25 protein-coding genes and 5 tRNA genes are annotated in these 26,734 nt (G+C 40.9%); 7 read left to right on the forward strand and 23 right to left on the reverse strand.

What is annotated here, in order from left to right; translation table 11 throughout:
- Nucleotides 1-24: 24 nt before the first annotated feature.
- The 16 genes from rpsL to ACN20O_RS07440 all read right to left on the reverse strand — a co-directional run bounded on the left by rpsL (nt 25) and on the right by ACN20O_RS07440 (nt 15,094).
- A complete protein-coding gene (gene rpsL, locus ACN20O_RS07365) occupies nt 25-399 on the reverse strand; it encodes a 30S ribosomal protein S12 (protein WP_102245284.1) in 375 nt (124 codons plus the stop codon).
- An 87-nt stretch (nt 400-486) separates the two neighbouring features.
- Entirely contained in the window at nt 487-4,602 is a 4,116-nt protein-coding gene (gene rpoC, locus ACN20O_RS07370; protein WP_491638626.1) for a DNA-directed RNA polymerase subunit beta', read from the reverse strand.
- Between the two features lie 89 nt (nt 4,603-4,691).
- Complete coding sequence (rpoB, locus tag ACN20O_RS07375; RefSeq protein WP_491638628.1) at nt 4,692-8,819, reverse strand: DNA-directed RNA polymerase subunit beta; 4,128 nt, start codon at nt 8,817-8,819, stop codon at nt 4,692-4,694.
- A 132-nt stretch (nt 8,820-8,951) separates the two neighbouring features.
- A complete protein-coding gene (gene rplL, locus ACN20O_RS07380) occupies nt 8,952-9,320 on the reverse strand; it encodes a 50S ribosomal protein L7/L12 (protein ID WP_102245287.1) in 369 nt (122 codons plus the stop codon).
- Between the two features lie 39 nt (nt 9,321-9,359).
- Complete coding sequence (rplJ, locus tag ACN20O_RS07385; RefSeq protein ID WP_491638630.1) at nt 9,360-9,860, reverse strand: 50S ribosomal protein L10; 501 nt, start codon at nt 9,858-9,860, stop codon at nt 9,360-9,362.
- Nucleotides 9,861-9,967: 107 nt separating this feature from the next.
- The gene (rplA, locus tag ACN20O_RS07390) at nt 9,968-10,669 is read right to left on the reverse strand and encodes a 50S ribosomal protein L1 (RefSeq protein WP_491638632.1); all 702 of its coding nucleotides are present in this window, start codon (nt 10,667-10,669) and stop codon (nt 9,968-9,970) included.
- 69 nt (nt 10,670-10,738) lie between these two features.
- The gene (gene rplK / locus ACN20O_RS07395) at nt 10,739-11,167 is read right to left on the reverse strand and encodes a 50S ribosomal protein L11 (RefSeq protein WP_491638634.1); all 429 of its coding nucleotides are present in this window, start codon (nt 11,165-11,167) and stop codon (nt 10,739-10,741) included.
- Nucleotides 11,168-11,198: 31 nt separating this feature from the next.
- A complete protein-coding gene (gene nusG / locus ACN20O_RS07400; protein ID WP_491638636.1) occupies nt 11,199-11,780 on the reverse strand; it encodes a transcription termination/antitermination protein NusG in 582 nt (193 codons plus the stop codon).
- Nucleotides 11,781-11,804: 24 nt separating this feature from the next.
- A complete protein-coding gene (gene secE, locus ACN20O_RS07405; protein ID WP_102245292.1) occupies nt 11,805-12,191 on the reverse strand; it encodes a preprotein translocase subunit SecE in 387 nt (128 codons plus the stop codon).
- A 128-nt stretch (nt 12,192-12,319) separates the two neighbouring features.
- Nucleotides 12,320-12,395 (reverse strand) — tRNA-Trp (locus ACN20O_RS07410).
- Between the two features lie 124 nt (nt 12,396-12,519).
- Nucleotides 12,520-13,710, reverse strand: coding sequence for an elongation factor Tu (gene tuf / locus ACN20O_RS07415; protein WP_102245281.1), 1,191 nt, complete (start codon nt 13,708-13,710; stop codon nt 12,520-12,522).
- Between the two features lie 121 nt (nt 13,711-13,831).
- Nucleotides 13,832-13,906, reverse strand: a tRNA-Thr gene (locus ACN20O_RS07420).
- A gap of 49 nt (nt 13,907-13,955) precedes the next feature.
- Nucleotides 13,956-14,031: transfer RNA gene (locus tag ACN20O_RS07425), tRNA-Gly, on the reverse strand.
- Nucleotides 14,032-14,053: 22 nt separating this feature from the next.
- Nucleotides 14,054-14,139: transfer RNA gene (locus ACN20O_RS07430), tRNA-Tyr, on the reverse strand.
- A 30-nt stretch (nt 14,140-14,169) separates the two neighbouring features.
- Nucleotides 14,170-14,245, reverse strand: a tRNA-Thr gene (locus ACN20O_RS07435).
- An 84-nt stretch (nt 14,246-14,329) separates the two neighbouring features.
- Nucleotides 14,330-15,094: a TrmH family RNA methyltransferase gene (locus ACN20O_RS07440; protein WP_491638639.1), complete on the reverse strand. Its 765-nt coding sequence runs from the start codon at nt 15,092-15,094 to the stop codon at nt 14,330-14,332.
- A gap of 142 nt (nt 15,095-15,236) precedes the next feature.
- On the opposite strand from ACN20O_RS07440, the gene ACN20O_RS07445 reads away from it, so the two are divergent.
- On the forward strand, nt 15,237-16,097 hold the full coding sequence (locus ACN20O_RS07445) for a DUF3592 domain-containing protein (protein WP_491638641.1): 861 nt from the start codon (nt 15,237-15,239) through the stop codon (nt 16,095-16,097).
- Here ACN20O_RS07445 and ACN20O_RS07450 read toward each other — a convergent pair.
- From ACN20O_RS07450 to ACN20O_RS07460, 3 genes are all read right to left on the reverse strand, one after another.
- Entirely contained in the window at nt 16,078-17,796 is a 1,719-nt protein-coding gene (locus tag ACN20O_RS07450; protein WP_491638643.1) for a proline--tRNA ligase, read from the reverse strand. The two genes, ACN20O_RS07445 and ACN20O_RS07450, sit on opposite strands and share 20 nt — an antisense overlap.
- Before the next feature lie 53 nt (nt 17,797-17,849).
- Complete coding sequence (gene lpxC, locus ACN20O_RS07455) at nt 17,850-18,770, reverse strand: UDP-3-O-acyl-N-acetylglucosamine deacetylase (RefSeq protein ID WP_102245296.1); 921 nt, start codon at nt 18,768-18,770, stop codon at nt 17,850-17,852.
- Between the two features lie 304 nt (nt 18,771-19,074).
- A complete protein-coding gene (locus tag ACN20O_RS07460; RefSeq protein WP_491638646.1) occupies nt 19,075-19,659 on the reverse strand; it encodes a ClpP family protease in 585 nt (194 codons plus the stop codon).
- Between the two features lie 174 nt (nt 19,660-19,833).
- Here ACN20O_RS07460 and ACN20O_RS07465 point away from each other — a divergent pair, with 174 nt between their 5' ends.
- Together ACN20O_RS07465 and ACN20O_RS07470 are read left to right on the forward strand one after the other, a co-directional pair.
- Nucleotides 19,834-20,856, forward strand: a complete 1,023-nt coding sequence (locus ACN20O_RS07465; RefSeq protein WP_491638648.1) for a hypothetical protein — start codon at nt 19,834-19,836, stop codon at nt 20,854-20,856.
- Nucleotides 20,857-20,865: 9 nt separating this feature from the next.
- The gene (locus ACN20O_RS07470) at nt 20,866-21,309 is read left to right on the forward strand and encodes a hotdog fold thioesterase (RefSeq protein ID WP_491638650.1); all 444 of its coding nucleotides are present in this window, start codon (nt 20,866-20,868) and stop codon (nt 21,307-21,309) included.
- Here ACN20O_RS07470 and ruvB read toward each other — a convergent pair.
- Genes ruvB through ACN20O_RS07490 form a run of 4 tightly spaced genes read right to left on the reverse strand, consistent with a single transcriptional unit; the run spans nt 21,306 to nt 23,657 of the window.
- Nucleotides 21,306-22,322: a Holliday junction branch migration DNA helicase RuvB gene (ruvB, locus tag ACN20O_RS07475; protein WP_491638652.1), complete on the reverse strand. Its 1,017-nt coding sequence runs from the start codon at nt 22,320-22,322 to the stop codon at nt 21,306-21,308. The two genes, ACN20O_RS07470 and ruvB, sit on opposite strands and share 4 nt — an antisense overlap.
- Before the next feature lie 2 nt (nt 22,323-22,324).
- A complete protein-coding gene (ruvA, locus tag ACN20O_RS07480) occupies nt 22,325-22,990 on the reverse strand; it encodes a Holliday junction branch migration protein RuvA (protein ID WP_491638654.1) in 666 nt (221 codons plus the stop codon).
- On the reverse strand, nt 22,987-23,487 hold the full coding sequence (ruvC, locus tag ACN20O_RS07485; RefSeq protein ID WP_491638656.1) for a crossover junction endodeoxyribonuclease RuvC: 501 nt from the start codon (nt 23,485-23,487) through the stop codon (nt 22,987-22,989). The genes ruvA and ruvC overlap by 4 nt, the downstream gene beginning before the upstream one ends.
- Nucleotides 23,484-23,657: a hypothetical protein gene (locus tag ACN20O_RS07490; protein WP_158649747.1), complete on the reverse strand. Its 174-nt coding sequence runs from the start codon at nt 23,655-23,657 to the stop codon at nt 23,484-23,486. Before ACN20O_RS07490 ends, ruvC begins: the two co-directional genes overlap by 4 nt.
- Before the next feature lie 78 nt (nt 23,658-23,735).
- Between ACN20O_RS07490 and ACN20O_RS07495 the strand changes: the two genes are divergently transcribed.
- From ACN20O_RS07495 to ACN20O_RS07510, 4 genes are all read left to right on the forward strand, one after another.
- Nucleotides 23,736-24,602 (forward strand): bifunctional 5,10-methylenetetrahydrofolate dehydrogenase/5,10-methenyltetrahydrofolate cyclohydrolase, encoded by an 867-nt coding sequence (locus tag ACN20O_RS07495; RefSeq protein ID WP_491638658.1) that lies wholly within the window; start codon nt 23,736-23,738, stop codon nt 24,600-24,602.
- Between the two features lie 24 nt (nt 24,603-24,626).
- Nucleotides 24,627-25,703: a glycine cleavage system aminomethyltransferase GcvT gene (gene gcvT / locus ACN20O_RS07500; protein WP_491638660.1), complete on the forward strand. Its 1,077-nt coding sequence runs from the start codon at nt 24,627-24,629 to the stop codon at nt 25,701-25,703.
- Nucleotides 25,703-26,092, forward strand: a complete 390-nt coding sequence (gene gcvH, locus ACN20O_RS07505) for a glycine cleavage system protein GcvH (RefSeq protein WP_491638662.1) — start codon at nt 25,703-25,705, stop codon at nt 26,090-26,092. Before gcvT ends, gcvH begins: the two co-directional genes overlap by 1 nt.
- Before the next feature lie 259 nt (nt 26,093-26,351).
- Complete coding sequence (locus ACN20O_RS07510; RefSeq protein WP_491638664.1) at nt 26,352-26,648, forward strand: hypothetical protein; 297 nt, start codon at nt 26,352-26,354, stop codon at nt 26,646-26,648.
- Nucleotides 26,649-26,734: the final 86 nt, after the last annotated feature.

The raw sequence follows: 26,734 nt of genomic DNA on the forward strand, positions 1-26,734 counted from the left end.
ATTTAAAATTACTTATGTAATTTACTATTTCTTAGGTCTTTTCGCGCCGTACTTAGAACGACCTTGGCGTCTCTTATCAACACCAGTCGCATCTAGAGCTCCACGGATAGTATGGTAACGAACCCCTGGAAGATCTTTTACTCTTCCTCCACGGATTAGAACGATACTGTGCTCTTGAAGGTTGTGACCTTCTCCACCGATATATGAAGTTACTTCAAATCCTGAAGTAAGCTTTACTCTACATACCTTTCTCATAGCTGAGTTTGGCTTCTTTGGAGTCGTTGTATAAACTCTCACGCAAACTCCACGTCTTTGAGGACATGATTTTAAAGCTGGCGATTTAGTTTTCGAGTACTTATCCTCGCGACCCTTTCTGATTAACTGATTAATTGTAGGCATAATCCAACTGCTCCCTTAAGTTCCCACTTCTGCAAAAATACTAGCCATTTTTCTTACCAGAAGAAAATGGCTAGTTCAAGTTTATTTTTAAAATGATAATGAAGCTGCTGACGATACTTCGTCTTCGCTCATTACGGCCTCATAGTTTCTATATCTTGGAATACCCGACCCTGCTGGAATTAGGCGTCCCATAATAACGTTTTCTTTCAATCCACGAAGAGCATCAGATTTTCCTTCAAGCGCAGCTTGAGTAAGGACCTTTGTCGTTTCCTGGAAAGAAGCTGCAGAGATAAATGACTCTGTCGTTAAAGATGCCTTTGTGATCCCTAGTAGAAGCGGTGCCGCTTCTGCTGGTTTCTCGCCTGCAGCAATAAGTCTTTCATTTACTTCATCAAGCTCACCGCGTGTTACTGAATCTCCAGTTACGTAAGTAGAGTCACCAGCGTTAGTGATTTCAACTTTCTTTAACATTTGAGAAGCAATGACCTCAATGTGTTTATCATCGATCTTAACCCCTTGTAGGCGGTAAACTTCTTGGATTTCGTCAACGATGTAACGAGCAAGAGCTTTAACCCCAAGTACACGTAAAATATCGTGTGGGTTAGATGGTCCATCCATGATTGGTTCCCCTGCACGGATATAGTCACCTTCGTTAACAACTACGTAACGTCCCTTTGGAACTACGTATGTCATTGGATCTGATCCGTCTTCTGGGCGAACGATGATTCTTCTGTTTCCTCTTAACTCAGTACCAAACTCAATTGTTCCTGAGATGTCAGAGATTTGAGCAGCGTTTTGTGGTTTACGTGCTTCGAAAAGTTCAGCAACGCGCGGAAGACCTCCGGTAATATCCTTAGTCTTCGTTGTTTCACGTTGAACTTTTGAAACCGCTGTACCTGCATCAACCTTGTCACCTTCAGATACGATGATCGAAGCTCCGACTTGTAGACGGTAAGCTGCGTATCTCTTCGTTCCTGGAACAAGAATTGGAGAACCGTTATCATCAACAATCACGATACGTGGTTGAAGAGATGGGTTTTTAGATTCTGTTACAACTCTGTGAGATAGACCTGTAACCGCATCCACTTGCTCGTTAACTGTAGATCCAACAATTAGATCTTCGTATTTAACTGTCCCTGATACTTCAGTAAGAACTGGAATAGCGAATGGATCCCATTCTAGTACTCTATCACCTACCGAAACTTCCTGACCTTGTTTGAAGAAAATTTTCGATCCGTAAACTACTGGGTATCTTTCCTTCTCAACTCCACGAGCGTCTTTTACAACAAGCTCTCCGTTTTTGTTCATAACGATAGTAACACCTTCGTTATTAACAACAGAAACTACGTTTTCAAGGTGGATAACACCGGCCGTACGAACTTCAGTTTTGTTTACTTGAGCACCTGCAGTTGCAGTTCCCCCAACGTGGAAAGTTCTCATCGTAAGCTGTGTACCTGGCTCCCCGATTGACTGAGCAGCGATTACCCCAACTGTTTCACCGATAGAAACTAGCTTTCCGCGAGCAAGGTCGCGACCAAAACAGTATGCACAGAAGCCGTGTCTTTCTTTACAAGTTAGAACTGATCTAACTTTAATCTGATCAACTTCTTGTTCTTTAAGAACTTTTAGATCTTTTTCAGTCAGCATGTAGTTTCTTGGGAAAACTTCAGTTCCTGAACCAGACATAATCGCTTGAGCAGTTACACGGCCCATTGCTCTTTCAGCAACGTGCTCAACAACTTCCCCAGCTTCGATTCTTGATGTAAGCGTGATTCCGTCAGTAGCGTTACAATCAACGTTTCTGATGATCCCGTCTTGAGCAACGTCAACTAGACGACGAGTCAGGTACCCTGAGTTCGCTGTCTTAAGAGCTGTATCGGCTAGACCTTTACGAGCACCGTGAGTAGACGTGAAGTACTCTAGTACTGATAGACCTTCACGGAAGTTAGATGTAATCGGAGTTTCAATGATCTCTCCAGATGGCTTCGCCATTAGACCTCTCATCCCTCCAAGCTGTCTGATCTGCTGAGTAGAACCTCTGGCTCCAGAGTTCGCCATCATGTATAGAGAGTTGAATGATGGAGCATTCATAGTCTCTTTACCATCTTCAGACGTGAAAGTTTGAGTCGAAATACGCTCGATTACTACTTTTGTTAGTCTTTCGTTTGTTTGTGCCCAAACGTCGACAATCTTGTTGTAACGTTCACCATCAGTAATAGAACCTTCGTTATATTCTTCAGTGATTTTTGAAACTTCTTTATGAGCTTCAGCTAGAATTCCTGCTTTTTCAGCTGGAATTGTCATGTCGTTAACGTTGATCGAGATTCCCGCTTTTGTCGCGTACTCATATCCAAGTCTCATGATAGCGTCAGCTAGCATTACAGTGTCTTTTTCTGTACCAACACGGTAAGCGTGGTCAATTAGTTTCCCTAGTTCTTTTTTTCCTAGGATTTGGTTGATGTCGTTGTACTTAAGACACTTAGGTACTGCATCCCAAACGAACGTACGACCTACAGTTGTTTCGATCATTGTGTTGTCGATACGAACTTTAATCGGCGCTTGAAGGTGAAGGTTTCCTGAGTGGTAAGCGAATTGTGCTTCTTCCTTAGACGCGAATACTTTGTTGTACCCACGAGCGTAAGGTCTAATTCTTGTCATGTAGTAAAGACCAAGAACGATATCCTGAGAAGGAACAACGATTGGTGTTCCGTCTTTTGGAGAAAGAATATTGTTTGTAGACATAGCTAGAATACGACATTCGATCTGAGCTTCAATCGATAGAGGAACGTGAACGGCCATCTGGTCACCGTCGAAGTCAGCGTTGAACGCTGTACATACTAGAGGGTGAAGTTGGATCGCTTTACCTTCGATAAGGATTGGCTCGAATGCCTGGATACCAAGTCTGTGTAGAGTTGGTGCACGGTTAAGTAGAACCGGGTGCTCTTGTACAGCTTCTTCTAGAATATCCCAAACTTCTTGCTTTTGTTGGTCAACCATCTTCTTAGCTACTTTAATAGTAGTACAGTGACCTTTTTCAATTAGTTTGTTGTAAATGAACGGTTTGAAAAGTTCCAGGGCCATAAGCTTTGGAAGACCACACTGGTGAAGTCTTAGGCTTGGACCTACTACGATTACCGAACGTCCAGAGTAGTCAACACGCTTACCAAGTAGGTTTTGACGGAAACGTCCTTGCTTACCTTTTAGCATGTCAGATAGTGAACGAAGAGGACGCTTGTTAGCTCCTGTGAACACTTTACCACGACGGCCGTTATCGAATAGAGCATCTACTGCTTCTTGAAGCATTCTCTTTTCGTTACGGATGATGATTTCTGGAGCGTTAAGCTCTTTTAGTCTTCTTAGACGGTTGTTTCTGTTGATTACACGACGGTAAAGATCGTTAAGATCTGAAGTCGCGAAACGTCCAGCTTCAAGAGGAACTAGAGGACGAAGATCCGGTGGAAGAACCGGAATAACATCCATCATGAACCACTCTGGCTTGTTTTCAGACTTTAGGATTGATTCAACAACTTTAAGTCTCTTGATAACTTTAGCGCGAGCCATTTCTGTAGTAGCTGCAGCTAGGCCACGACGAAGTTCTTTATTCGTAATGTCCATATCGATTTTTCTAAGAAGTTCTTTAATTGTCTGTCCACCCATACCAGCTTCGAACTCGATTCCTTGCTCTTTAAGCTCTTGGTATTGTTGTTCAGAAATTACGCGACCAACTTCAAGTCCACCGTCAACATTGTCAGTAGCTGAAGAAGTTACAACGTATGCTTCATAGTAAAGAACTCTTTCAAGTTCTTTTAAAGTTAGGTCTAGAAGTGCTCCCAAACGTGATGGAAGTGATCTTAGGAACCAGATGTGAGCTACTGGAGCTGCTAGTTCAATGTGACCTTGTCTTTCACGTCTAACTTTCGAAAGAGTTACTTCAACACCACACTTCTCGCACACTACTCCTCTGTGCTTCATTCTCTTGTATTTTCCACAAATACATTCGTAATCTTTGATTGGTCCAAAGATTTTTGCACAGAAAAGACCATCTCTTTCTGGCTTGAAAGTACGGTAGTTAATTGTCTCTGGTTTCTTTACTTCACCAAAAGACCATTCTCTGATTGTATCTGGAGATGCCATTCTGATCGAAACAGCTTCTACGCTGATTGGATCTTTCGGCTTATCAAAAAAGTTTAACAAGTCTTTCATTTTATATTCCTTGTACGATTTAAATTTCTATCTAGTATCCGCTTACCAAAACCAGTGCGGGAGATTTAAAGTCCCGCACTTCAAAACACTTAGTTAAAAGTGCTTTCTTCTTCTGTGTTCTCTTCTAGTTTAATGTCTAGACATAGAGCTTGAAGCTCTCTGATTAGAACGTTAAACGACTCAGGTAATCCTGGTTCAAGAACCTGCTCACCTTTAACGATCGATTCATACATTCTTGTACGTCCGATAACGTCATCAGATTTAACAGTTAAGAATTCTTGTAACGTGTAAGCAGCTCCGTATGCTTCAAGTGCCCAAACTTCCATCTCTCCAAGACGTTGTCCCCCGAACTGAGCCTTACCACCAAGTGGCTGCTGAGTTACTAGAGAGTATGGTCCAGTAGAACGAGCGTGGATCTTCTCATCAACAAGGTGGTGAAGTTTTAACATGTACATCGCACCAACTGTTACGTCTTCCGAGAATATGTCACCAGTTTTTCCGTCGAATAATGTTGTCTTCCCTGATCTGTCCAGGTCGCCAAGTTCAAGCATATCTTTGATATCTTCTTCAGAAGCACCATCGAATACGCTTGTAGAGAAACGAACACCTGTTGAAAGTTGTTCAGCTACTTCAATAACTCTTTCGTCAGAAGCTGATTTTAACCAAGCTTCTACTTCTTTAGTTTTGTAGATTTTAAAGATGAAATCTCTCAACTCATTAACTTTTGCTTTTTCTTCCATCATCGTCTTAATTTTTTCACCAAGACCACGACCTGCCCATCCAAGGTGAAGCTCAAGAAGCTGCCCGATGTTCATACGTGAAGGTACCCCTAGTGGGTTAAGAACGATTTCAACTGGAGTTCCATCTGCAAGGAATGGCATGTCTTCTGCGGTAACAACGTTAGAGATAACCCCTTTGTTTCCGTGACGGCCGGCCATCTTATCACCTGGCTGAAGCTTTCTCTTAATCGCTACGTAAACCATTACCTTCTTGATTACTCCAGGAGGTAACTCGTCACCTTTGTGTAGCTTAGCGATTTCATCGTTGGCTTTTTGACGAACTCTAGTGATTCTGTTTCTTACGTCAGCGAAGTACTCAGAAAGTTTTTCTTCAAGAGCAGCTTCTAGAGGTAAGTAACCGATTAGTTCGAAAGGAATTGAAGCCAGGATTTCACCTGTAACAGCTACACCTTTTCCAAGAAGTTCAGTTGTCCCGTCTTCTGAGATAAGTTTATCTGTCGTCTTCGCCCCTTTGAACATTTCAGCGATCTTTTGGATGGCTGATGTTTGGATAGCTTTAATCTCGATTCTTTCGTCACGACGGATTAGTGTCGTTTCGTGGTCGATGATTTCTTTTGAACGAGCGTCCAGTTCAACACCTTCGCGAGTGTAAACTTTAGCGTCGATTACAGTTCCGCGAACTGATGAAGGTACGCGAAGTGATGTATCTTTTACGTCCCCAGCTTTATCCCCGAAGATAGCTTTAAGAAGTTTTTCTTCTGGAGAAAGTTGAGACTCACCTTTTGGAGTGATCTTACCAACAAGGATATCCCCTGGCTTAATGATCGCACCAACGCGAATAATACCAGCTTCATCAAGGTCTTTTAGGGCCTCTTCAGAAACGTTTGGAATATCGCGAGTGATTTCTTCTTTACCTAATTTTGTATCACGAGCTTCGATTTCAAAGCTTTCGATGTGAACAGATGTAAACACGTCTCTTGCAAGAATGTTTTCGTTAATTAGGATCGAGTCCTCGTAGTTATATCCACCCCATGGCATGAACGCTACTAGAACGTTTTGTCCAAGGGCAAGGTCTCCCAGCTGTGTAGCTGGACCGTCAGCAATAACCATTCCTTTTAGAACCTTGTCCCCTTCTTTAACTAGGGCTTTTTGGTTGTTACAAGTATTTTGGTTAGTACGTTGGTATTTTGTAAGTTTATAAACGTCTACTCCAGACTCACCTTCAGAGAAGTTATCTCTTTGGATAACGATTCTGTTAGAGTCAACGAAGATTACACGTCCACCTTCTTTTGCGTACACAATAGCACCAGAGTCACGAGCGATAATTTGCTCAACACCAGTACCTACGATAGGAGCATCAGTTCTAACAACTGGTACTGCCTGTCTCATCATGTTCGATCCCATTAGCGCTCTGTTGGCATCGTCGTGCTCAAGGAACGGGATAAGAGATGTTGCAATCGAGATCATCTGAGTTGGAGAAACGTCCATTAACTGAACTTCGTTTGCACCTACTACAGTAAAGTCACCGGCCGAACGAGCAGCGATAGCATCACCAACGATTTTTTTACCGTCAACGTACTTAGCTTCAAGCTGAGCAATAACTTTTCCTTCTTCTTCGAAAGCCGAGAAGTATTTTGGAGCTGAAATCGTTCTGTCTTCGTTTACTACCTGGTATGGAGTTTCAATGAAACCATACTCAGAAACACGAGCGTATGTTGCAAGAGATGTGATTAGACCGATGTTTGGTCCTTCCGGTGTTTCTACCGGACACATTCTTCCGTAGTGAGTAGGGTGTACGTCACGTACTTCGAAACCAGCGCGTTCACGAGTTAGACCACCTGGCCCAAGAGCTGAAAGTCTTCTCTTGTGAGTTACTTCAGAAAGTGGGTTTGTTTGATCCATGAACTGAGAAAGCTGAGAAGAACCGAAAAATTCTTTTACAGCAGCAGCTACTGGTTTTTGGTTAACTAGATCGTATGGCATCATCGTTTCAATTTCTTGAATGGCCATTCTTTCTTTAACCGCTCTTTCCATTCTTACTAAACCAACTCTGAATTGGTTTTCTAGTAGTTCACCTACAGCTCTTACACGACGGTTACCAAGGTGGTCGATATCATCAACTTTACCTTTACCGTTGTTAAGTTCTACTAGGTATTGAACTGTAGTCAGGATGTCTCTTTGAGTAAGAACTGTTTCTTCAACCGGAATGTTCATTCCGAATTTGTAATTGATCTTCATACGACCAACTTTCGAAAGGTCATATTTTTCTTTGTTGAAGAACAGGTTGTCGAAAAGTTGAGACGCAGCTTCAACCGTTGGAGGTTCACCTGGTCTTAGTCTTTCGAAAATTTTAATTAGAGCGTCTTCTTTCGTTTCAGTTTTGTCGATAAGAAGAGTGTTTCTGATTTGATCACCGAAGTTGATCATATCGATGTAAAGAACGTTAACTTCTTTTACACCAGCTTTAACTAAATCGTGGATTTTTGCTTCAGAAAGAGCTTCGTTAGCAAGACAGATAACTTCACCAGTTTTTTCGTTGAAGATATCTTCTGCTAGAACTTTTCCTACTACTTCTTCAAGTTCAGCTGGAAGATCAGTGATCTTTGCATCTTCCATTTTCTTGATCGAAGCTTTTGTATATTTTTTACCTTTTTTAACAATCGCGCTTCCTGATTTATCAAGAACGTCAGCGTTTGCTCTTGTTCCAACAAGTAGGTTGAAATCTAGTTTTCTAGAGTATGAACCATCTTTATTGAATGAGATTGTTTCCATCTGATAGAACTCTTTTAGAAGTTCAGATGTAGAATATCCCATTGCCTTAAGAACTACAGAAGCGTGAAGCTTTCTCTTTCTATCGATACGAGCGAATAGAATGTTCTTGTGGTCGAATTCGAAATCTAGCCAAGACCCTCTGTGAGGAATGATTCTTGCTGAATATAGAAGTTTCCCAGAAGAGTGTTTTTTTCCGTTGTCGTGTTCGAAAATGATCCCTGGAGATCTGTGTAGCTGAGATACGATTACTCTCTCAGTTCCGTTGTAAACAAATGACCCAGTTTCGGCCATTAGTGGAATGTTTCCTAGGTAAACTTCTTGTTCTTTTACCGAAGAAACAGTTCTTTGCTCAGCTCCGTCTCTGTCAACGCTTACGTCGAAGAAAACAAGGCGAACAACTACTTTAAGAGGAGCTTCGTATGAAAGACCTCTTTGGCGGCATTCTTTTACTGTATATTTAGGTTCTTCTAGAGAGTACGAAACGAACTCTAGAGAAACAGTTTTGTTAAAGTCGTAGATTGGAAAAACTGACTTGAAAACTTGTTGAAGACCAAGGTCAATTCTCTTTGCAGGTGGAACATCTTTTTGAAGAAAATCTTCGTAAGAGTTTACCTGTAACTTCATTAATGGCGGGGTATCTAATACTGCTGGAGTATTTGAAAAGGTCTTGCGAAACCATTCGTTAGGTGAAAAAACCTGAGTCATCGCGCTCTCCTCGTATAAGAGATAATTCTTAGAATAATTTATAAAAAGCTAAAAACACAAAAAGGCGTGAAAGAGATTCCTCTCTTTCACACCTTATTTTTAAAAAATCTATTTTAAACTAAAGCAATCAAATTACTTAAGTTCAACCTTAGCTCCAGCACCTTCAAGAGTTTTCTTGATTGCTTCAGCGTCAGCTTTTGAAAGACCTTCTTTAACAGTCTTTGGAGCACCTTCAACTAGATCTTTAGCTTCTTTTAGACCAAGACCAGTGATTGTGCGGATTTCTTTAATTACGTTAATTTTCTTGTCTCCACCGTCAGCTAGAACAACTGTGAATTCAGTTTGTTCTTCAACTGCAGCAGCTGGACCAGCAGCACCAGCAACAGCAACAGGAGCTGCTGATACACCGAATTTTGTTTCAAGTTCTTTTACTAGGTTAGCTAGGTCAAGAACTGACATTTTAGAGATGTGCTCGATTAGTTGTTCATTAGTTACGCTCATATAAGTCTCCTATAAAATAAAAATTTAAAAAAATTGTAATTAAGCTAGTTCGCCTTTTTCTTTCTTCTCTTGGATAGCAAATAGTACTCTAGCGAAAGCAGAAACTGGTGCTAGGAATGTAGCTAGAAGAGTACCAAGCATTTGGTCTCTTGAAGGTAAATCCGCAAGTTGTTTTACTTGTGCTTTGTTTAACATTTGGCCATCAAGTACTCCACCTTTAAGATCCACAAGCTCTAAACTAGCTCCTGCTTCCTTTAAAGATTTTGCTACTGCTGCTGGGTCTTCGAACGCAAACGCAAGTGCGTGTGGTCCATGAAGATCAGCAACTAGAGCTTCAACAGGTGTCCCTGCTGCAGCTTTTTTGAAAAGCGTGTTTCTTGTAACAACCATTTTTCCGTTGTTATCGCGAACTGCTTTTCTTACGCTAACGGCATCATTTGATGTAATACCGATTAGGTTTGTAAGAAAGATTGCTTTAGCACGACCAATATCTGTTTTCAGATCTTGGATGATTGCATCTTTCTCCGAACGGTTAAGCATAAATCCTCCTATTAATATTTGGAGGGAGATTTGGGCAGGCTTTACAGTTAAACTTGGGTTAGAAATTTAACAGACCGACTTTCATCAATCCCTACAGTAAACTTTAATTAAACAGCGTTGAACGCCTCTACAGTGTCAATCTTGATCCCTGGACCCATAGTTGTACTAAGAGTTAGAGACTTAATGTATGTCCCCTTCGCTGAAGCTGGCTTAGCTTTTACGATTGCAGTAAGAACTGCAGAGTAGTTAGCCTTAAGTTGCTCAACAGTGAAAGAAGATTTCCCGATTGGAATATGAACGATACCTGTTTTCTCAGTTCTGTACTCAACTTTACCTGCTTTTTGCTCTTTTACAGCTCCAGCGATGTCAGTTGTAACAGTTCCAAGCTTTGGGTTTGGCATTAAACCACGTGGCCCAAGAAGACGAGCAACTTTACCAAGCTTACTCATCATGTCTGGAGATGCGATTACGCGGTCGAAATCTAGCCATCCACCTGCGATTTTTGTGATGATGTCATCTCCACCAGCGAAGTCTGCACCAGCAGCAGTAGCTTCATCAACCTTTGATCCTGAAGTGATCGCGACAACAGTTACAGACTTACCTGTACCAGATGGAAGAGCTAGAGCTCCTCTGATCATTTGATCAGCGTGACGTGGGTCAACCCCTAGTCTGAACGCTAGATCAACTGTTTCGTCGAATTTTGCTGATTTTGCTTCTTTAGCTAGTTTAATAGCTTCGTCAGATGAATAGACTTTAGTTCTATCGATCTTTTTTGCGGCTTCTGCGTAACGCTTTCCCGGCTTTTGCATAATATTCTCCTGTGGTCAAACGACTGTGAAGTCTCCCACTTTACTTTCCCGAAATTGGGATTTTTTTAATTAGTAATCTAGTTTTAGACCCATTGAACGGATTGATCCTTCGATCGTTCTCATTCCTGCTTCTTTTGATCCAGCAGTTAAGTCTACTTTTTTTGCTTCAACGATTTCTTCTACAGTCTTCTTTGGAACTTTTTTAGCCATAACTTCTGAACCTGGCTTTTGAGCTCCTCTTTCCAGTTTTAACTTATCTTTTAGAAGGTAAGTAGCTGGAGGAGTTTTTGTAACGAATGTAAACGATCTGTCAGAGTAAACTGTAATGATCGTTGGAAGAACAACACCGTTTTGTTGTTGAGTTTTTGCGTTGAAAGCCTTGCAAAACTCCATGATATTTACACCTTTTTGACCAAGAGCTGGTCCAATTGGTGGAGATGGGTTTGCTTTACCACCTGCGATTTGTAATTTAATAAAACCTGTTACTTTCTTAGCCATATAAACTCCTGCTTATCCCAACAAATATTTTTTATGAAATCTTCTCAACCTGAGTGAAGTCTAACTCTACTGGAGTCGGACGACCGAAGATTGAAACGTTAACTTTAATCTTACCTTTATCGCTTACTGCTTCGATTGTTCCTACGAAGTTAGCAAACGGTCCTTCAATAACCTTAACAGACTCGCCTTCAGCAAAATTAACAGACGTACGTGGTTTTTTGAACCCGTCTTCCATTTGAGAAGTCATGTATGCAGCTTCCTCTTCTGTAATTGGAGCTGGTTTATCTAACGTTCCCCCAACAAAACCAGTGATTTTGTCAGTGCTTTTAACAAGGTGCCAAGTCTTATCATTCATGATCATCTTAATCAAGACGTAACCTGGAAAAAACTTCTTCTTGATGGTCTTCTTTTTCCCGTTAGCAGTTGTTACTACTGTTTCTTCAGGAACAAGGATCTCAGCGAAAAGATCAGTCATTTTATAGTTAACGATTCTCTCTTTAAGAGATTTTGTTACTTTGTTTTCTTGTCCAGTCTGAGCCTTAGCGATGTACCATTTGAAATCTGGTGTATCACCCTTAGCTAGCTCAACATTATCGTGATTTGTTTCAGCCATAATTTTAGTTACCAATAGATGTTATTAATAAAGGAACTCTAATACTTTTTTGAAGATGAAATCTACAGATGTGAAGATTGCAGCTACAACAACAAGAGCGATCGCAATCCCTACTGTCATTTTCACTGTGGCATCTTTCGATGGCCATACAACTTTCACAAGTTCATTATAAACTTCTTGTAAGTATGTTGATGTTTCATTGTTTTTTAGGATGTAAATGAATGTCCCTAGACCAGTAACAAAACCAAGTCCTTGAGCTACAACACTGTAGTTAGAAATTTTTGTTTCTAAATCAAACCAGTCACCAAGTTGCCCTACGAATTTATAGACAACAAATCCTGCTAATGCTGATGCAATTACAACTAGAGCTGTAATCCATTTTCTTGAGTCTTCGCTCTTAATGATCGACATAGTTAACCTTTCTTTGGGATAAAAAAATTAGAGTCTAATAGATATGCAAGAAAAAACCCAATTTGTCTAGTGAGATTTGAAAGAATTCGGCGCGTTGCGGCCTGTTGGCCAAGACGACATTAAAAAAGTGGCGGGTGCAGTAGGATTCGAACCTACAACCAAGTGATTTGGAATCACCTACTCTACCATTGGAGCTATACACCCATTGAGAAATTACTTTGAGATAAAAGCGGGCCGAATTTCTTCGGCCCGCTTTGTAAACTTTGTAAGTTTAAGAATTGGCGAATTCTTAACTAACTAGTAAAAACGCTTCGCGTTTTTTTGCCAATTAGTCGTTGATTTCAGCAACAGTTCCGGCACCAATCGTACGTCCACCTTCACGGATCGCGAAACGAAGTGACTTTTCCATAGCGATCTTAGAAATAAGCTCTACTTTGAAAGTTGTGTTGTCACCTGGCATTACCATTTCTACACCTGGGTTCAGTTCAATTGACCCAGTTACGTCTGTTGTTCTGAAGTAGAACTGTGGACGGTATCCTTTGAAGATTGGAGTGTGACGTCCACCTTCTTCTTTTGTAAGAATATAAACTTCTCCTACGAACTTAGCGTGTGGAGTTACTGATCCTGGCTTAACAAGACACTGTCCGCGCTCGATATCTTCACGTTTTGTACCACGAAGAAGTAGACCTGCGTTGTCCCCTGCTTGACCTTGGTCTAGAAGCTTACGGAACATTTCGATACCTGTTACAGTCGTTTTTTGAAGATCACGGATACCAACGATTTCGATCTCGTCGTTAACTTTAATGATCCCTCTTTCAATACGTCCAGTTACTACCGTTCCACGTCCAGAGATTGAGAAAACGTCCTCTACTGGCATTAGGAATGGCTTATCAACATCACGTTGAGGAGCTGGAATGTATGAATCTACTGCGTTCATTAGTTCGATGATCTTATTTTCACCGATTTCTGGGTTACGTCCTTCTACTGCTGCTAGAGCTGATCCAGCTACGAAAGGAATCGCGTCCCCTGGGAAGTTATAAGAAGAAAGTAGCTCTCTCATTTCCATCTCTACAAGTTGTAGAAGTTCTGGATCGTCTACCATGTCTACTTTGTTAAGGAATACTACTAGGGCCGGTACACCTACCTGACGAGCAAGAAGGATGTGCTCTCTCGTTTGTGGCATTGGTCCGTCCGCTGCTGAACAAACAAGGATACCACCGTCCATCTGAGCTGCACCTGTAATCATGTTCTTTACATAGTCAGCGTGACCTGGACAGTCTACGTGAGCGTAGTGACGAGTTGCTGTTTCGTATTCTACGTGAGCAGTGTTAATTGTAATACCACGTGCTTTTTCTTCTGGTGCTGAATCGATATCTGCGTATGACTTAGCTGCTCCACCGTGGTGTTTTGCCATTGTCATTGTAATTGCTGCTGTTAGTGTCGTCTTACCATGGTCTACGTGACCAATAGTTCCGATGTTAACGTGAGGTTTGTTACGGTCAAATTTTTCCTTAGCCATCTGGTCTCTCCTTCTTCATTTATTCTCTAAAAGAATTAATTTTTTTATATGGAATTATAACGGGTTCTAAATTAAGTCAACAGTATGCCTGTGAAGCCCCCCTCTGACAAGAGGAAAAAAGTGGAGCTCCCGATGGGAATTGAACCCATGACCTCTCCCTTACCAAGGGAGTGCTCTACCACTGAGCCACGAGAGCAAAATCGTTAAGTATTATGTAAATAAATTATTAAAGATTGGGTAGAGAATGGAGCGGGCGACAAGATTCGAACTTGCGACATCCACCTTGGAAGGGTGGCGCTCTACCAACTGAGCTACGCCCGCATAGATAACACTGGTTAGAAAGTGGTGGAGAGAGAAGGATTCGAACCTTCGAAGGTATAAACCGACAGATTTACAGTCTGTTGCCTTTGGCCGCTCGGCAATCTCTCCTCATTTTCCAGCTCTCACTTAAGATAAAGATGGAGCTGACTATAGGAATCGAACCTACGACCGTCGGTTTACAAAACCGATGCTCTACCAACTGAGCTAAGTCAGCCTACAGTATCTAACCGCTATGCTAGGGGTATTTTATAAACGATGGTGTTTTTAAAGGCAATCTTTTTTTTAAAAAAAATTGTCGTTAAACTGCTCCAAAAATTTTTTCCATCGCAATTGCTGCAGCGACTGATACGTTGAGAGATTTGATTTTCCCTGCGGGTTTAAAGGCAATTGTCGTATCAACCACTCTGCTAACAGCATGTGACATACCCACATCTTCTGCGCCCAAAACTAAACAAATTGGTTTTGAATGATCCATTTCGCCCAAAGTTCCTGAAGCGTGTTCAGATAAACCGATGCAAGTTGCACCCAATTCTTTAATTTTTGTAATTGTTTTTGGAAGGGCCGAACAACGGACAATTTTCACGTGCTCAGTTGCTCCAGAGGCAATACGAGAAAATCCTGGCCCAAGACCAAAGTTCCCTTTAGCCGAAATTAAAATTGCGTCTACGCCGTAAAAAGCAGCTGTTCTCATGATGGCAGCGCCGTTGTGGGCGTCAGTCACCTGATCAAGAGCTAAAATCTTAATTGGGATGCGACTCTCCAACTGATTGTAGATCCAAGTTGGCTCATAAATATTAATCGGACTTACCAACATAAAAATCCCACTTGGGACACGTTGGAATTCAAGATCAAGGTCGCGGTAGTTTTTCTTTGCTTCTTCTTGAAGTGCGTGGCCTTCAAGCCATCTTACTTTGTTAAGTGGGATTTCATGATCTCGAAGACCGCTACGCTTTTTAAATTCCTGAAAGCCCTCGTCAGTTGCGACGATCTCAAAGATTTGTCTCTCTGGGTTTCTAATAGCTTCGGCAATACTGTGAATGCCAATGATCATGTCGTGGTCCATACTCTGTCCTGAAAATGTAGAATCTCTAGAATGGACACTTTTTATAAGAGGATAGCCACAAAAGCAACTTTAGAAGCCCCGGGGCTTTTATAAATCCCGGACCTTGTTAGAATATAAGTAAGTTTTACAGGGAAAGGTGAATATGTTGGTTTTGATGATCATTGCCGCGGTCTTTTTTTATTTTGCTCTTGGAGCGCTCTTTATTCACTGGGCCTACAGCAAATCTGGGAAAGTGTATCCTGGCAAAGTTATTGCCCTTCACCGCAAACAAAATTCCCCAAGGACTCACCCAAATGGATACCACGGTTTTTATTATTGTCCGGTCGTTGAATATAAGTTCAGCGATATAGAGAAAGTCATTTTCATTGGCGGCGGAAACGCTGAGATTAAACACACGATAGGACAGAAAGTAGATGTGTTGGTCCTCAATGGATGTAGAGAAAATGTCATTTTAAGAGACAACACTTATCTTATTTTCGGTTTGGTATTTCTCCTTTTTGCCATTGTAGATTTTTCAATTTATATCAAACTCACTTCATTTACTTTTGGCCTTTATGGTGCCGTTTTTTTCTTCGGGGTTCTCCCTTCGGCCCTTTATTTCTTTCTCAAATCTAAATCCCAATCAAGCCTTGCGATCCTACTGAAAAACAACAATCTGGTGACGATGGAGCAGCTAAAAACGATGAATGTCATCTGGAAGGCCAGTGAAACGGGATCGATTAAAGAACGTTCATTAAAAACAGGAATGATGGTCTGTCAGGTTTTTATGTTTATTTGCCTGGTCGGATTTTTTATGACCTGGAAGGGACTTTTGCCTGAAAGTGTATTTAGCGCTAAATTATTTTTGACTGGCAAGATGGCCTGGAATGACCTGCAAAATTCGACTCAAAGGGCACTGGTGATTTTAGGATGCATTCTCTATGCAGCCGCCATGCTGGTTTTCAGCATGGTTCGACTGAATAGAAAAAGAAAAAAGACTCAAATTACTTCAATAGATTCTTAAGTGTAGAAATCAGTTCATCGCGCTTAACTTTCGTTACAGTTCCAGTTTTGCGCTCGATTATTTCCAGCTCGCCAGAAGCTCCAAAGTCCCTTTCTCCGAGAACTACACGATACGGTAATCCCAGAAGGTCGGCGTCTTTGAATTTGTTACCTGGGCCTACGTTTCTGTCGTCGTAGACAACATCGATTCCCGCTTTTTTCATATCGGCGTAGATTTCGTCTGCGATTTTAGCAAATTCCTCAGCCTTTACAATTGTTGCGAAATATACATCGTATGGTGCGATTGATTTTGGCCAGATGATCCCGTTAGCATCGTGGTTTTGCTCGATAGCTGCGGCCACAACTCTCGTTACACCAATTCCATAACAACCCATAAGTGGAGTCACTAGTTTTCCGTTTTGGTCCAGAACCCCTACCTTCATGTCTTTTGTGTACTTGTCACCAAGTTGGAAAACGTGACCAACTTCGATCCCACGTTTTTCAACAACAGTGTGTTTTCCATCCAGAGTTAAATCTCCCGCTTTTGAAAGGCGAAGATCAGCCTGGATGATTTTTTTCATATCGCGTTTTGGGTTGAACCCCATAACGTGAGCGTCTTTTTTATTTGCTCCGATGGTGTATGAAGCATCTAAGTTAACAGCGTTATCGAAAATGATTTCCAACTGTCCTTCAAGACCAAATGGCCCAATATAACCTTTCCAAAGTTTCGCTTTTTTAAGCTCGTCTTCAGAAGAAGCTGCAAGGTGGTCACACTTCAGGAAGTTTTGCAGTTTAATTTCGTTAACTGAATCGTCTCCGATCATCATCGCCAGAATCATTTTAGATTCATTGCCCGTTGTCGCTGTATAAACCATCGACTTTAAGCTTTGGGCCGCTGTCTGACCTAGAAGAGCGCAAACGGCTTCGATCGTTTCAGTTTTAATTGTTTCTACTTCTTTCATTGGGACAACATTTATATCGTATGTTGTTGGTGCTCTTTTCGTTTGAGCTTTTTCAATGTTAGCTGCGTACCTAGCTTCTGCAGAGTAGATGATTAAGTCTTCACCTGAGTTCGCTACAACTTGGAACTCGTGTGTTTTAGAGTCAGATGAAGCCATTGCTCCACCATCTGCTTCAACTGGGATAAATTCCAGCCCTAAACGCGTAAAGATCGCAGTATATGCATCGTAAAGAGCCTGGTAACCTACATCTAAGCTCGCCTTATCCAAGTGGAATGAATAAGCGTCTTTCATCGTGAACTCGCGACCTCTCATAAGACCAAAGCGAGGTCTGATTTCATCGCGGAATTTTGTGTTAATTTGATAAAGAGTCACTGGCAGTTGTTTATAAGACTTAATCGTCTTTCTAAAGATATCAGTAACAGCTTCTTCGTTCGTTGGAGAAATACAAAGATCAGCATCTTTTTTATCTTTAAAACGAAGCATTAGCCCGCCCATCTTGTCCCAGCGTCCTGTTTCCTGCCACAACTCTCCTGGAGTTACGACAGACATGGTGATTTCAAAACACCCGATCTTGTCTAGTTCCTCGCGGATAATGTTTTCTACTTTTCTAATCGAGCGAAGCCCCATTGGTAGATAGTTATAAAGGCCAGACCCAGCTTTGTGGATAAGTCCTGTTCTAATCATAAGTTGGTGAGAAGCAATCTCAGCGTCAGCTGGAACTTCTTTATACGTCTGCCAAAAACCAGTAGATAGTTTCATAAAGATCCTTTATCGGTGAATTAAATTAAATTGATGTTACTACAAAGTCGCTACTATTGAAATGATGGTTGTAGCGCTCTGGGGAGTGAGAATGCTTCTACTGTCTCGCGTTCTAATGATGCGGCAGAAACAATCTCGTAAGCAGAAGGTGTAGCTAAAAGCTTTCTGCACAGAAGATTGTGGACGTGGTGACCTGATTTATAAGTTGTTACTTTACCAGCAATTTCATAACCCATAAGGGCAATATCCCCTACTGTATCAAGGATTTTGTGGCGTACGAATTCATCCTGGAAGCGAAGGCCTTCAGGGTTAACAACTTTGTAATCGTCGAGAACGACTGCGTTATCAAGAGATCCACCCTTGATCAGTCCCTTTCTCTTTAATGCATCTACGTCTTTTACGAAACCGAATGTGCGGGCACGGCCGATTTCATTGATGTAGTTTTCGCATGAGAATTCAAAAACTTTGTTTTGAGTTTTAATTGTTGGGTGAGCAAATACAATTGTTGAATCGATCACCAGTTTTGATGACGGTTCAATTTCGGCCCACTTGTCGTCGAACTCAACGCGTACTTTCTCAAGTACAACTAAGAATTTTTTTGATTTATTTAAAGTCGCGATCCCCGTTTCCTTTAGAAGAAAAACAAAAGATGCTCCCGAACCATCCATAATTGGAACTTCTGGTCCATCGATTTCACAGTAAACGTTTTCAATACCAAAACCATAAAGAGCAGAAAGTAAGTGCTCAACAGTGTGAACAGCATTAACTCCAGCACCAATAGTTGTATTGTTTTCAGTTGCACCTACAGTCAGAGCATTTGCTTTTAAAACTGGAGCATCCTGAAGATCTACGCGCTTAAATTGAATGCCAAAATCCGCCTCTGCTGGGTGCATAGTTAGGGTAACCTTCTTTCCAGAGTGGATTCCGATACCTGTCACTGATAATTTTTTAGCAATAGTACGTTGGTTAAGCATTCTTTTTAATTACCTAATTCTTTAATAGTTACCATAATTTAATCGTCGCGTAATTTGTTGGCAACTACAAACATATTATAAACTGTATGGAGGGAGGACAGAAGAAATAAATCTTGCCGATGTGGGGTTACCCGAGTGCCTCACTCTAATTATACCCCATTTAGCCTTTTTCAGAGGGAAAATCACCTAATTATGAAAAAATTCCTCAATAAATAAAGAGCATTTTTATCATATTTTTTAATGAAAAACCTTTGTTTACAAAGAGTTAATGGTCTAATTCATGTCTGGCCTAACTAATTTAAATTTAAGGGGAAACTAACTTTTCAAGCTCGGCCCTTGAGGAGATCACTTTAAAAACTAGCCCCAAAGAGATGGCCTCTTCGGGAGAGACCCAGCGGTCGCGCTCCATCATCTCTTCGTAGCGCTCTTTAGGAATACCAGTTCGCTCAGAATAGAGAGCGTGCATTCTATGCTTTAAATCGATGATGTCTTTTGCGTGAATGGCGATATCTGAAGCAGGGCCAGTGATTGTTCCACCGATGAGTGGTTGATGCAGAAGGATTTTTGAACGTGGAAACATAAAGCGGTTTTCTTTTTCTGCGGCCAGTGAAATAACTGAGCCCATACTCGCAGCCATACCTGAAATAATGGTGATCACTTTTGGTTTGATAAATTGAATCGTGTCGTAAATTGAAAAGCCTGAATACACTTCACCACCAGGTGAGTTGATCCACATGATAATTGGTGCCGCTGAGTTAGCTTTTTCTAAAGCTAAAAGTTCGCGGTTAATTCTTAAAGCGAGCTCGGCTTCAATAGGTCCGGTTAAAAAAACACTGCGAGATTCAAACGCAAAGAGATCAATTTTATTGGATAAGTTTTGTTCGCTCATAATTCTTCCTTGATTGAGTTTTAATGAGCGTAAAATAAAAAAAATAAAAAGTGAGTATGTAATTTTTACATGGTCGATTGCTAAAGAGTGCTTTTTCTTTCGGCAAAAAATGCCTTTAATCAGAAGGATGAGCTAGAGATGATTTTATAAAAAATCCTATTAAAATTAGTTAATATGAAGACATTTTTAACTGCAATATTCGTGAGTTTCTCTCTTGTTTTTTCAATGACGGAGTCTTTTGCTCAGTCAAATGAAGGACCGACGGTCTACATGATTAAAGGTAAGGAGTCTCTCGATAGCATCGCCAATAAGCTCATTTCTCGCTACAAAGAGAAGTACGGCAAACGAATTGATGAGTTCAAAAAAGACCTGATGGTGTGGAATCCGCACATCACAACCTGGAATGAAATCCCACTTTTTAGCAATATTTACATCGAATATCCTTACCCTGTTTACGTCTCTCATCCATACGCCGACAAGCTTCAAGCTGAAAAAAATTACAACGTTCTCAATTCTGATGCTGAGACACCAATTGGAACAAACAAGTTTACTGTTTTCACAATGTACACAGCTTCTGCCGGAGATTTTCAAGAACAGCTGGCAACACAAGAAGGAAGTATCAAGAGCACACAAAACTCTCCACTTTCACTTGGTCTGGGAACTACTATTTTCCTGGATAAAACCAATCGCATGATCAGCTCAAGTCTTTACTGGTCTCATCTTCGCGAATCGAAACTAAGTGCTGAAGGATTAAATTCAAGCAAATTAAAAAGCAAGGATGAAATTGGTTACAATCTTTACTACCAGCAGCTCACGCCTTGGGCCGGGATTTCTCTTTACGGTGGAATGGATTACGAACAGTTTTCTACTTTTAACACAACATCTTTCATCAATGGCGCGCCATTGGGAATGAATCAAAATAAGATCTATTATGGTACTATCGGTGCTGGAAAAACATTCTTTGTAGGTGATCAAAAAATATTAATTAAAGGCAGTTTTGCTCAATCAATTAAATCTGACACAACTTCAGAAAATACTATTGATAAATTCGAAGGACAGCGCCTATTATTATTCGCAAGTATTAAGGGTGAAAGTCGTTTCACTTACCACATTCTCTACAAACGCCATATGCTTGAAGGTCCAACCAAATTAACCGTCAACCGCATTGGTGCCGGTATCGGGTTTGTGCTTTTTTAAGGAATCTTTATGGCTAAAATCTGGTTTCACGATGTCGATTTAGATCGCATGAATAAAATGAGTCAAAAAACTCTAGTCACTCATCTAGGGATTCAATTAACTAATATGACAGAAGACACTCTTGAGGGGACTATGCCTGTTGATGAACGCACGTTCCAACCAGCAAGACTTCTGCACGGTGGGGCCTCTTGTGTTCTTGCTGAAACATTGGGAAGTATCGCGGCCAATATGTGCATCGATACCAATGAAAAAATGGCCGTAGGCCAGCACATTGAAGCCACTCACATCAGATCGGCGACAAAAGGTCACGTCCGCGGCGTTGCTAAAAACATTTACATGGGAAAAAGCACGCAAACCTGGCGCATTGAAATTTACAATGACGACAACAAACTTGTCTGTGATTCAAAAATTATTATGGCAATCGTGAACAAGAGTTCTAAGACAACAGCTTAAAACCCTCTCATTTTTAAAAGATGATCGCGCGATTTTTGACTGATTTCTCTTCCGCGAGGAGTTCTCAGTAAAAAACCTTCTTTGAGAAGATAAGGTTCATATACGTCTTCAATCGTCGTGCGGTCTTCCGCGAGAGTCGCACACAGAGTTTCAATTCCGACAGGTCCACCTTTATAGTAATCTTCGATAACCTGAAGAATTTTTCTATCCATGCGATCAAGCCCGTAAGAATCAATCTCCATTAAAGAAAGAGATTTTGTAACAGACTCTTCTGAAATTTTTGTTTCACCTTTAACTAAGGCGAAATCGCGAACTCGTCTAAGGATGCGGTTGGCGATCCTTGGCGTTCCACGTGCACAGGCCGCAATCAACTGCAGCGCTTTTTGCTCAAGAACAATATTGAGTTTTTTAGCGTTATTTTCGACAATTTCAGCGAGCTCATGCTCGTTATAAAAGTCAAAATGCAAATGGGCCATGAAACGGTCGCGAAGCGGGTTTGATAAAAGACCCGATCGTGTTGTCGCTCCAATTAAAGTAAAAGGTGCCACCTGAATTTGCATTGTGCGCGCTGAAGGTCCCTGACCGATAACAATATCCAATCGGTAGTCTTCCATTGCTGAATAAAGTATTTCTTCCACTGAAATATGCATGCGATGGATCTCATCGATAAAGAGAACATCGCGAGGGCCAAGATTGGTTAAGATGGCCGCGAGGTCACCTTTTTTCTCAATCGCCGGGCCTGAAATCACGTGCAGTTCACTGCCAATAGATTTAGCAATGATCATAGCAAGAGATGTCTTCCCCAATCCCGGAGGACCAGATAAAAGCGCGTGATCCATAGCTGAGTTTCTGATTTTAGCCGACTCAACCATAACGTCGATATTTTGCACGACTTTTTTCTGACCGACATATTCCGTGAAATCTGTAGGGCGAAGAAGCACTTCGTGCTTAAACTCCTCTGAATGAGATTCACTTCCTAGCATGCGGTTGTTTTCGTCGTTTTCAAAAATCATAATTATAATTCTTTAAGAACCAGGTGAATTAACTGCTCTGGTTTTGTAATTAAGTTTGCACCAAGAATTTTTTGGGCGATTGGAATGATCTTATCTTCTTTAAAGCCCAGTTCTTTACAGGCCATTAAAGTGTCATTCATGATTTCGTGCTGATTAATACTGCCAACTGAAACCACTTCTTCGATATAAGTAGTTTCTTCAATCGTTGTAAAATCAATTTTTGCAGATGGGGCCAGTCCACCTCTGACAACTTTTGTTGAATCGCTGTACATTTTTACGCGGTCGATTTTCCCAGCTAAATCCAGGACAATTTGCGCAGCCCCCTTAGTCCCAAGACCTGGAACTTTGGTTAATGTAGCTTTCGCTTCCAGATTAACTGCGTTGATAATTTCATTTACACCCAAATTTGAAATCAGGTTGTATGCCGACTTAGGGCCAATGCCTTTAACTGTTAAAAGCATTTCAAAAAGTTTTTTAGCGCGAAGAGAAGAAAAACCAAAAAGTGTTTCTGAGTCTTCTTTAATAATGTGGGCGATATAGATGGCCGCAGATGTTCCTTCAACTAAAACTTTGTTGTAGAAAACCTGGTATCCTACGCCACTAGTGGTCTGAATGATCGACTCATTCCCGTCACTAAAAAGAACTTCCCCAGTTAAAAAACCAATCATAGTGATTTCCCCATAAGTTTCATTTTCATATTGCGATTAAGCGCATGGCACACGGCAATCGCCAGCGCATCCGATTCATCCGATGTTTTGAAAGTCATTTTTCCAAACATCATATTCATCGCCTTATCTACAGCATCTTTATCCGCGTGACCGTGACCGGTTACCGAAGACTTAACTGTATTTGGCGCATACTCGAAAATTTTTCCTTTGCGAGTGCGTGAAAACGCTGCCACCATCGCACCTCTTGCTTGCGCAAGTTTACTTAGGGCCTCGACACTTTTTACATAAATTAAGGCTTCAACCGAAACTTCATCCGGTTGATATTTTGACATCAGCTCATCACAAGTCTGATAGATCATTCCCAAGCGGTCGATAAATTCATCGACATGGTCGTATTTGAGCACACCTGAGGCAATATAAGAAATCTTTTTTCCCTGAACGTCGATCAGCGCATATCCGGCCTTTCTTGATCCTGGGTCGATTCCAAGAATAATCACTTAGCGCCTCTGCCTTTCACAAAAGTTCCGACATAGAACATAAGTGAGCCACCAATTAACTGGATAAGTTCAAGCTGACCGTAATCGCCCTTCGTCATCCCTGCAAAAAGACACAGCCCGACAGAGGCAAAACCAACTAACTGCATCCCAAGACCAATATAAAACAACATAAGAAATCCTCGTGAATTTTATCATACTTAAGGTTTTTTTCTTTGTAAAAATATCTCTAACTGAGTATCATTCTTCGCATGAGTCAAATCCTCCACTCGGCTTCAGTTAAAAAACTGATCACTAAAGGTCTTAAAGCGGAATGCAAGGCCTTAAAGGAAATAAATATTTTTCCTCAGTTGAAAGTCGTCCTCGTAGGTTCAGATCCAGCAAGTCTTATTTACACAGCTAACAAGAAAAAATACTGTGAGAAAATCGGTGCAATCTGTGAAATCGTCGCACTTGACGAACATATTTCTGAAAGCGATTTCCTAAAAACAATCACTCAAATCAACGAAGACCAATTAGTCGATGGTTGTATTATTCAGTTGCCGCTTCCTAAACAATTATCGCACTTAGATGTAGGTAGCCTGGTAAAAAAAGAAAAAGACGTCGATGGTTTTCACCCTGAGAATTTATACGCTTTAATGAGCAATCATTTAGGTCCAAAGAATTTCATTTCGTGTACCCCGAAAGGAATTCTTACATTGATGCAAGAAAGCCAAATCGAAATTAGCGGAAAACATGTAGTTATCGTTGGTCGCAGTATGATTGTTGGAAAACCTCTAGCAATGCTTCTGACTAATAACAACGCCACTGTCACTTTGTGCCATTCGCATACAAAAAATCTAAGAGAGATCACTAAAAACTGTGACATCCTCATTAGCGCCATTGGTAAAGCACAATTTATCGATGAAACGTACATCTCTCCTGACAAAAATCAAGTTATTATCGACGTTGGTATGAACACTGACACTCAAGGCCAGTTATGCGGCGATGTTCATTACGCGAAAGTTGAAAATCTCGTCTCAGCAATCACTCCTGTCCCGGGCGGAGTTGGTCCAATGACCATAGTTTCTTTAGCGCAAAACCTTTTACAAGCTAGCAAAAACAGGTTATCTCTTTAGCACTCTTTTTCATAGGGGATGACCATGTCACTATTAAAAACTTCATTACATGAAGAACACCTTTCATTGAATGCGAAGATGGCTCCGTTTGCCGGATTCGATATGCCACTACAATACTCTTCAGTTAAAGAAGAAGTTTTAGCTGTTAGAGAACACGCTGGTGTTTTCGACGTTAGTCACATGGGTGAATTTTTCGTTTCAGGGCCGGATGCAATCGCATTCGTCGATAACTTGATCACAAACGATTTTAAAAACGCAGAAATGCACAAAGCTGTTTACTCGCCACTTTGCCGTGAAGACGGAACAGTGATCGACGATCTTATCGCTTATAAATTAGGAACAGACCGCGTTCTTATTTGTGTAAACGCTTCGAACATTGAAAAAGACTGGAACTGGATCAGCTCTAAAACCGGATCTTTTGATTGCACACTTTCAAACCTTTCAAATGAATTTTCACTTTTAGCTCTTCAAGGGCCAAAAGCTGAATTAATTCTTCGCGATTTCGGCATTAAACTTCCGGAAAGCTTCCCATACTACTCAATCTTGGAAACGTCTCATGAAGGTGAAAAAATCATCGTGGCAAGAACAGGATACACAGGGGAAGATGGATTTGAAGTTTTTTCAAGTCACGAATACGCAAAAAGACTTTGGAATAAACTCATTTTTAACGGTGTTAAACCATGTGGATTGGCAGCAAGAGACGTTCTTCGCGTTGAAGTTTGTTACCCACTATACGGACACGAAATCAGCGACAACGTTACTCCGCTAGACTCAGGACTTGGATGGACAGTGAAGCTCGCAAAACCAAACTTCATTGGAAAAGCGGCACTTGAAGCATACAAACCAAAATACCAATTGGTTAAACTTTCCCTGGATCGTGGAATTCCTCGCGAAGGATACGATGTTTTAAACGGCGAAGGTGAAAAAATCGGGACAGTCACTTCAGGAACAATGTCTGTTGTAACTGGAAAAGGTGTAGCGTTGGCCCTTGTTGAAAAAGCCAAAGCTCCACAAGACAAAAAATACTCAATCAATATCAGAAATACTAACTATGAAGCGAACTTTCACGCGAAAGCTTTCGTAACCGGAGGACATAAGTAATGAGCAGTAACGTACCAGCAGAACTGAAGTACACAAAAGACCACGAATGGGCAAAGATCGAAGGCGATGTTGCAACAATCGGGATCACTGATTTCGCTCAATCATCTCTTGGGGACATCGTTTTCGTTGAACTTCCAGAAAACGGAAAAACCCTAGGTCACCACCAGACTTTCGGTGTTGTTGAATCAATTAAATCTGTAAGTGATCTTTACTCTCCACTTGCAGGAACTGTTCTTGAGCGCAACGACAACCTTGTAAACTCACCAGAGCTTTGCAATGCTGAGCCTTACGGAAACGCATGGATGATCAAACTGAAACTTTCTAATCCATCTGAAGTAAATTCTCTACTTTCTGCATCTGACTACCAAAATTTTCTAGCAACTCTATAATTTTTTTCTAATTCATATTTTTCGATAACTTATGGAAATGAACACCCGAAAGGGTGTTCATTTATAAGCTTTTTCCCTGCGAAAAATCTAAATGTTACTTAGTTTTTAGATACTTTTTGTCTCATTTTTTTTACATACTCTCATTGCTTTATCAGAAAAATTTTTGTTTAAAAAATTCTTTACGAAAGAATGTATTCACTCCATACTTCTGATCTCACAAGAACGAACCGTAAATAAAACGAATGGGATTCATTACTTTATGATGTCTGAAAAACAGGACGCAATTCAGCTTCTCAATACTGCTGTTATTAAGAGCAAAGAAAAAAGAATCAACGCTAGTTATGAAGATAGGTTAGCTAAAATTTGTAACTCGCCTGTTATGAGTGCAATTTTAATCGCTATCGACCATCTTGCCGAAGAAGAAAAAATGTCTAAAGACCAAGCAGCGATTTCGATCGTTGAAACAGTTAGAGAACTAGACTCTATCTGGAACGACTACGTACTAATGGAAGGAATCGGCAAACTAAAAGACCTTCTAAAAAACAACATGCACTAATGACTTAATTTCTCCCAGCCCTAATCCTTCAAAATCGTTAGAAGGCATTAGATATTAGGCGACGAGGAGTGAGGAAGGAAACGTAC

Source organism: Bacteriovorax sp. As-1 (genome assembly GCF_058446905.1).

Excerpts from the sequence above, each read along its gene's own strand:
- ACN20O_RS07445 (WP_491638641.1), top strand. The coding sequence starts at position 15,237 with ATGTTGGTTTTGATGATCATTGCCGCGGTCTTTTTTTATTTTGCTCTT.
- secE (WP_102245292.1), bottom strand. The coding sequence starts at position 12,191 with ATGTCGATCATTAAGAGCGAAGACTCAAGAAAATGGATTACAGCTCTA.
- rplJ (WP_491638630.1), bottom strand. The coding sequence starts at position 9,860 with ATGCTTAACCGTTCGGAGAAAGATGCAATCATCCAAGATCTGAAAACA.
- ruvA (WP_491638654.1), bottom strand. The coding sequence starts at position 22,990 with ATGATTGGTTTTTTAACTGGGGAAGTTCTTTTTAGTGACGGGAATGAG.
- rplA (WP_491638632.1), bottom strand. The coding sequence starts at position 10,669 with ATGCAAAAGCCGGGAAAGCGTTACGCAGAAGCCGCAAAAAAGATCGAT.
- ACN20O_RS07495 (WP_491638658.1), top strand. The coding sequence starts at position 23,736 with ATGAGTCAAATCCTCCACTCGGCTTCAGTTAAAAAACTGATCACTAAA.
- gcvH (WP_491638662.1), top strand. The coding sequence starts at position 25,703 with ATGAGCAGTAACGTACCAGCAGAACTGAAGTACACAAAAGACCACGAA.
- rpoC (WP_491638626.1), bottom strand. The coding sequence starts at position 4,602 with ATGAAAGACTTGTTAAACTTTTTTGATAAGCCGAAAGATCCAATCAGC.
- ACN20O_RS07450 (WP_491638643.1), bottom strand. The coding sequence starts at position 17,796 with ATGAAACTATCTACTGGTTTTTGGCAGACGTATAAAGAAGTTCCAGCT.
- ACN20O_RS07465 (WP_491638648.1), top strand. The coding sequence starts at position 19,834 with ATGAAGACATTTTTAACTGCAATATTCGTGAGTTTCTCTCTTGTTTTT.
- rplK (WP_491638634.1), bottom strand. The coding sequence starts at position 11,167 with ATGGCTAAGAAAGTAACAGGTTTTATTAAATTACAAATCGCAGGTGGT.
- lpxC (WP_102245296.1), bottom strand. The coding sequence starts at position 18,770 with ATGCTTAACCAACGTACTATTGCTAAAAAATTATCAGTGACAGGTATC.
- ACN20O_RS07510 (WP_491638664.1), top strand. The coding sequence starts at position 26,352 with ATGATGTCTGAAAAACAGGACGCAATTCAGCTTCTCAATACTGCTGTT.
- rplL (WP_102245287.1), bottom strand. The coding sequence starts at position 9,320 with ATGAGCGTAACTAATGAACAACTAATCGAGCACATCTCTAAAATGTCA.
- gcvT (WP_491638660.1), top strand. The coding sequence starts at position 24,627 with ATGTCACTATTAAAAACTTCATTACATGAAGAACACCTTTCATTGAAT.
- tuf (WP_102245281.1), bottom strand. The coding sequence starts at position 13,710 with ATGGCTAAGGAAAAATTTGACCGTAACAAACCTCACGTTAACATCGGA.
- ACN20O_RS07470 (WP_491638650.1), top strand. The coding sequence starts at position 20,866 with ATGGCTAAAATCTGGTTTCACGATGTCGATTTAGATCGCATGAATAAA.
- ruvB (WP_491638652.1), bottom strand. The coding sequence starts at position 22,322 with ATGATTTTTGAAAACGACGAAAACAACCGCATGCTAGGAAGTGAATCT.
- ACN20O_RS07490 (WP_158649747.1), bottom strand. The coding sequence starts at position 23,657 with ATGTTGTTTTATATTGGTCTTGGGATGCAGTTAGTTGGTTTTGCCTCT.
- rpoB (WP_491638628.1), bottom strand. The coding sequence starts at position 8,819 with ATGACTCAGGTTTTTTCACCTAACGAATGGTTTCGCAAGACCTTTTCA.
- ACN20O_RS07440 (WP_491638639.1), bottom strand. The coding sequence starts at position 15,094 with ATGGACCACGACATGATCATTGGCATTCACAGTATTGCCGAAGCTATT.
- rpsL (WP_102245284.1), bottom strand. The coding sequence starts at position 399 with ATGCCTACAATTAATCAGTTAATCAGAAAGGGTCGCGAGGATAAGTAC.
- ACN20O_RS07460 (WP_491638646.1), bottom strand. The coding sequence starts at position 19,659 with ATGAGCGAACAAAACTTATCCAATAAAATTGATCTCTTTGCGTTTGAA.
- nusG (WP_491638636.1), bottom strand. The coding sequence starts at position 11,780 with ATGGCTGAAACAAATCACGATAATGTTGAGCTAGCTAAGGGTGATACA.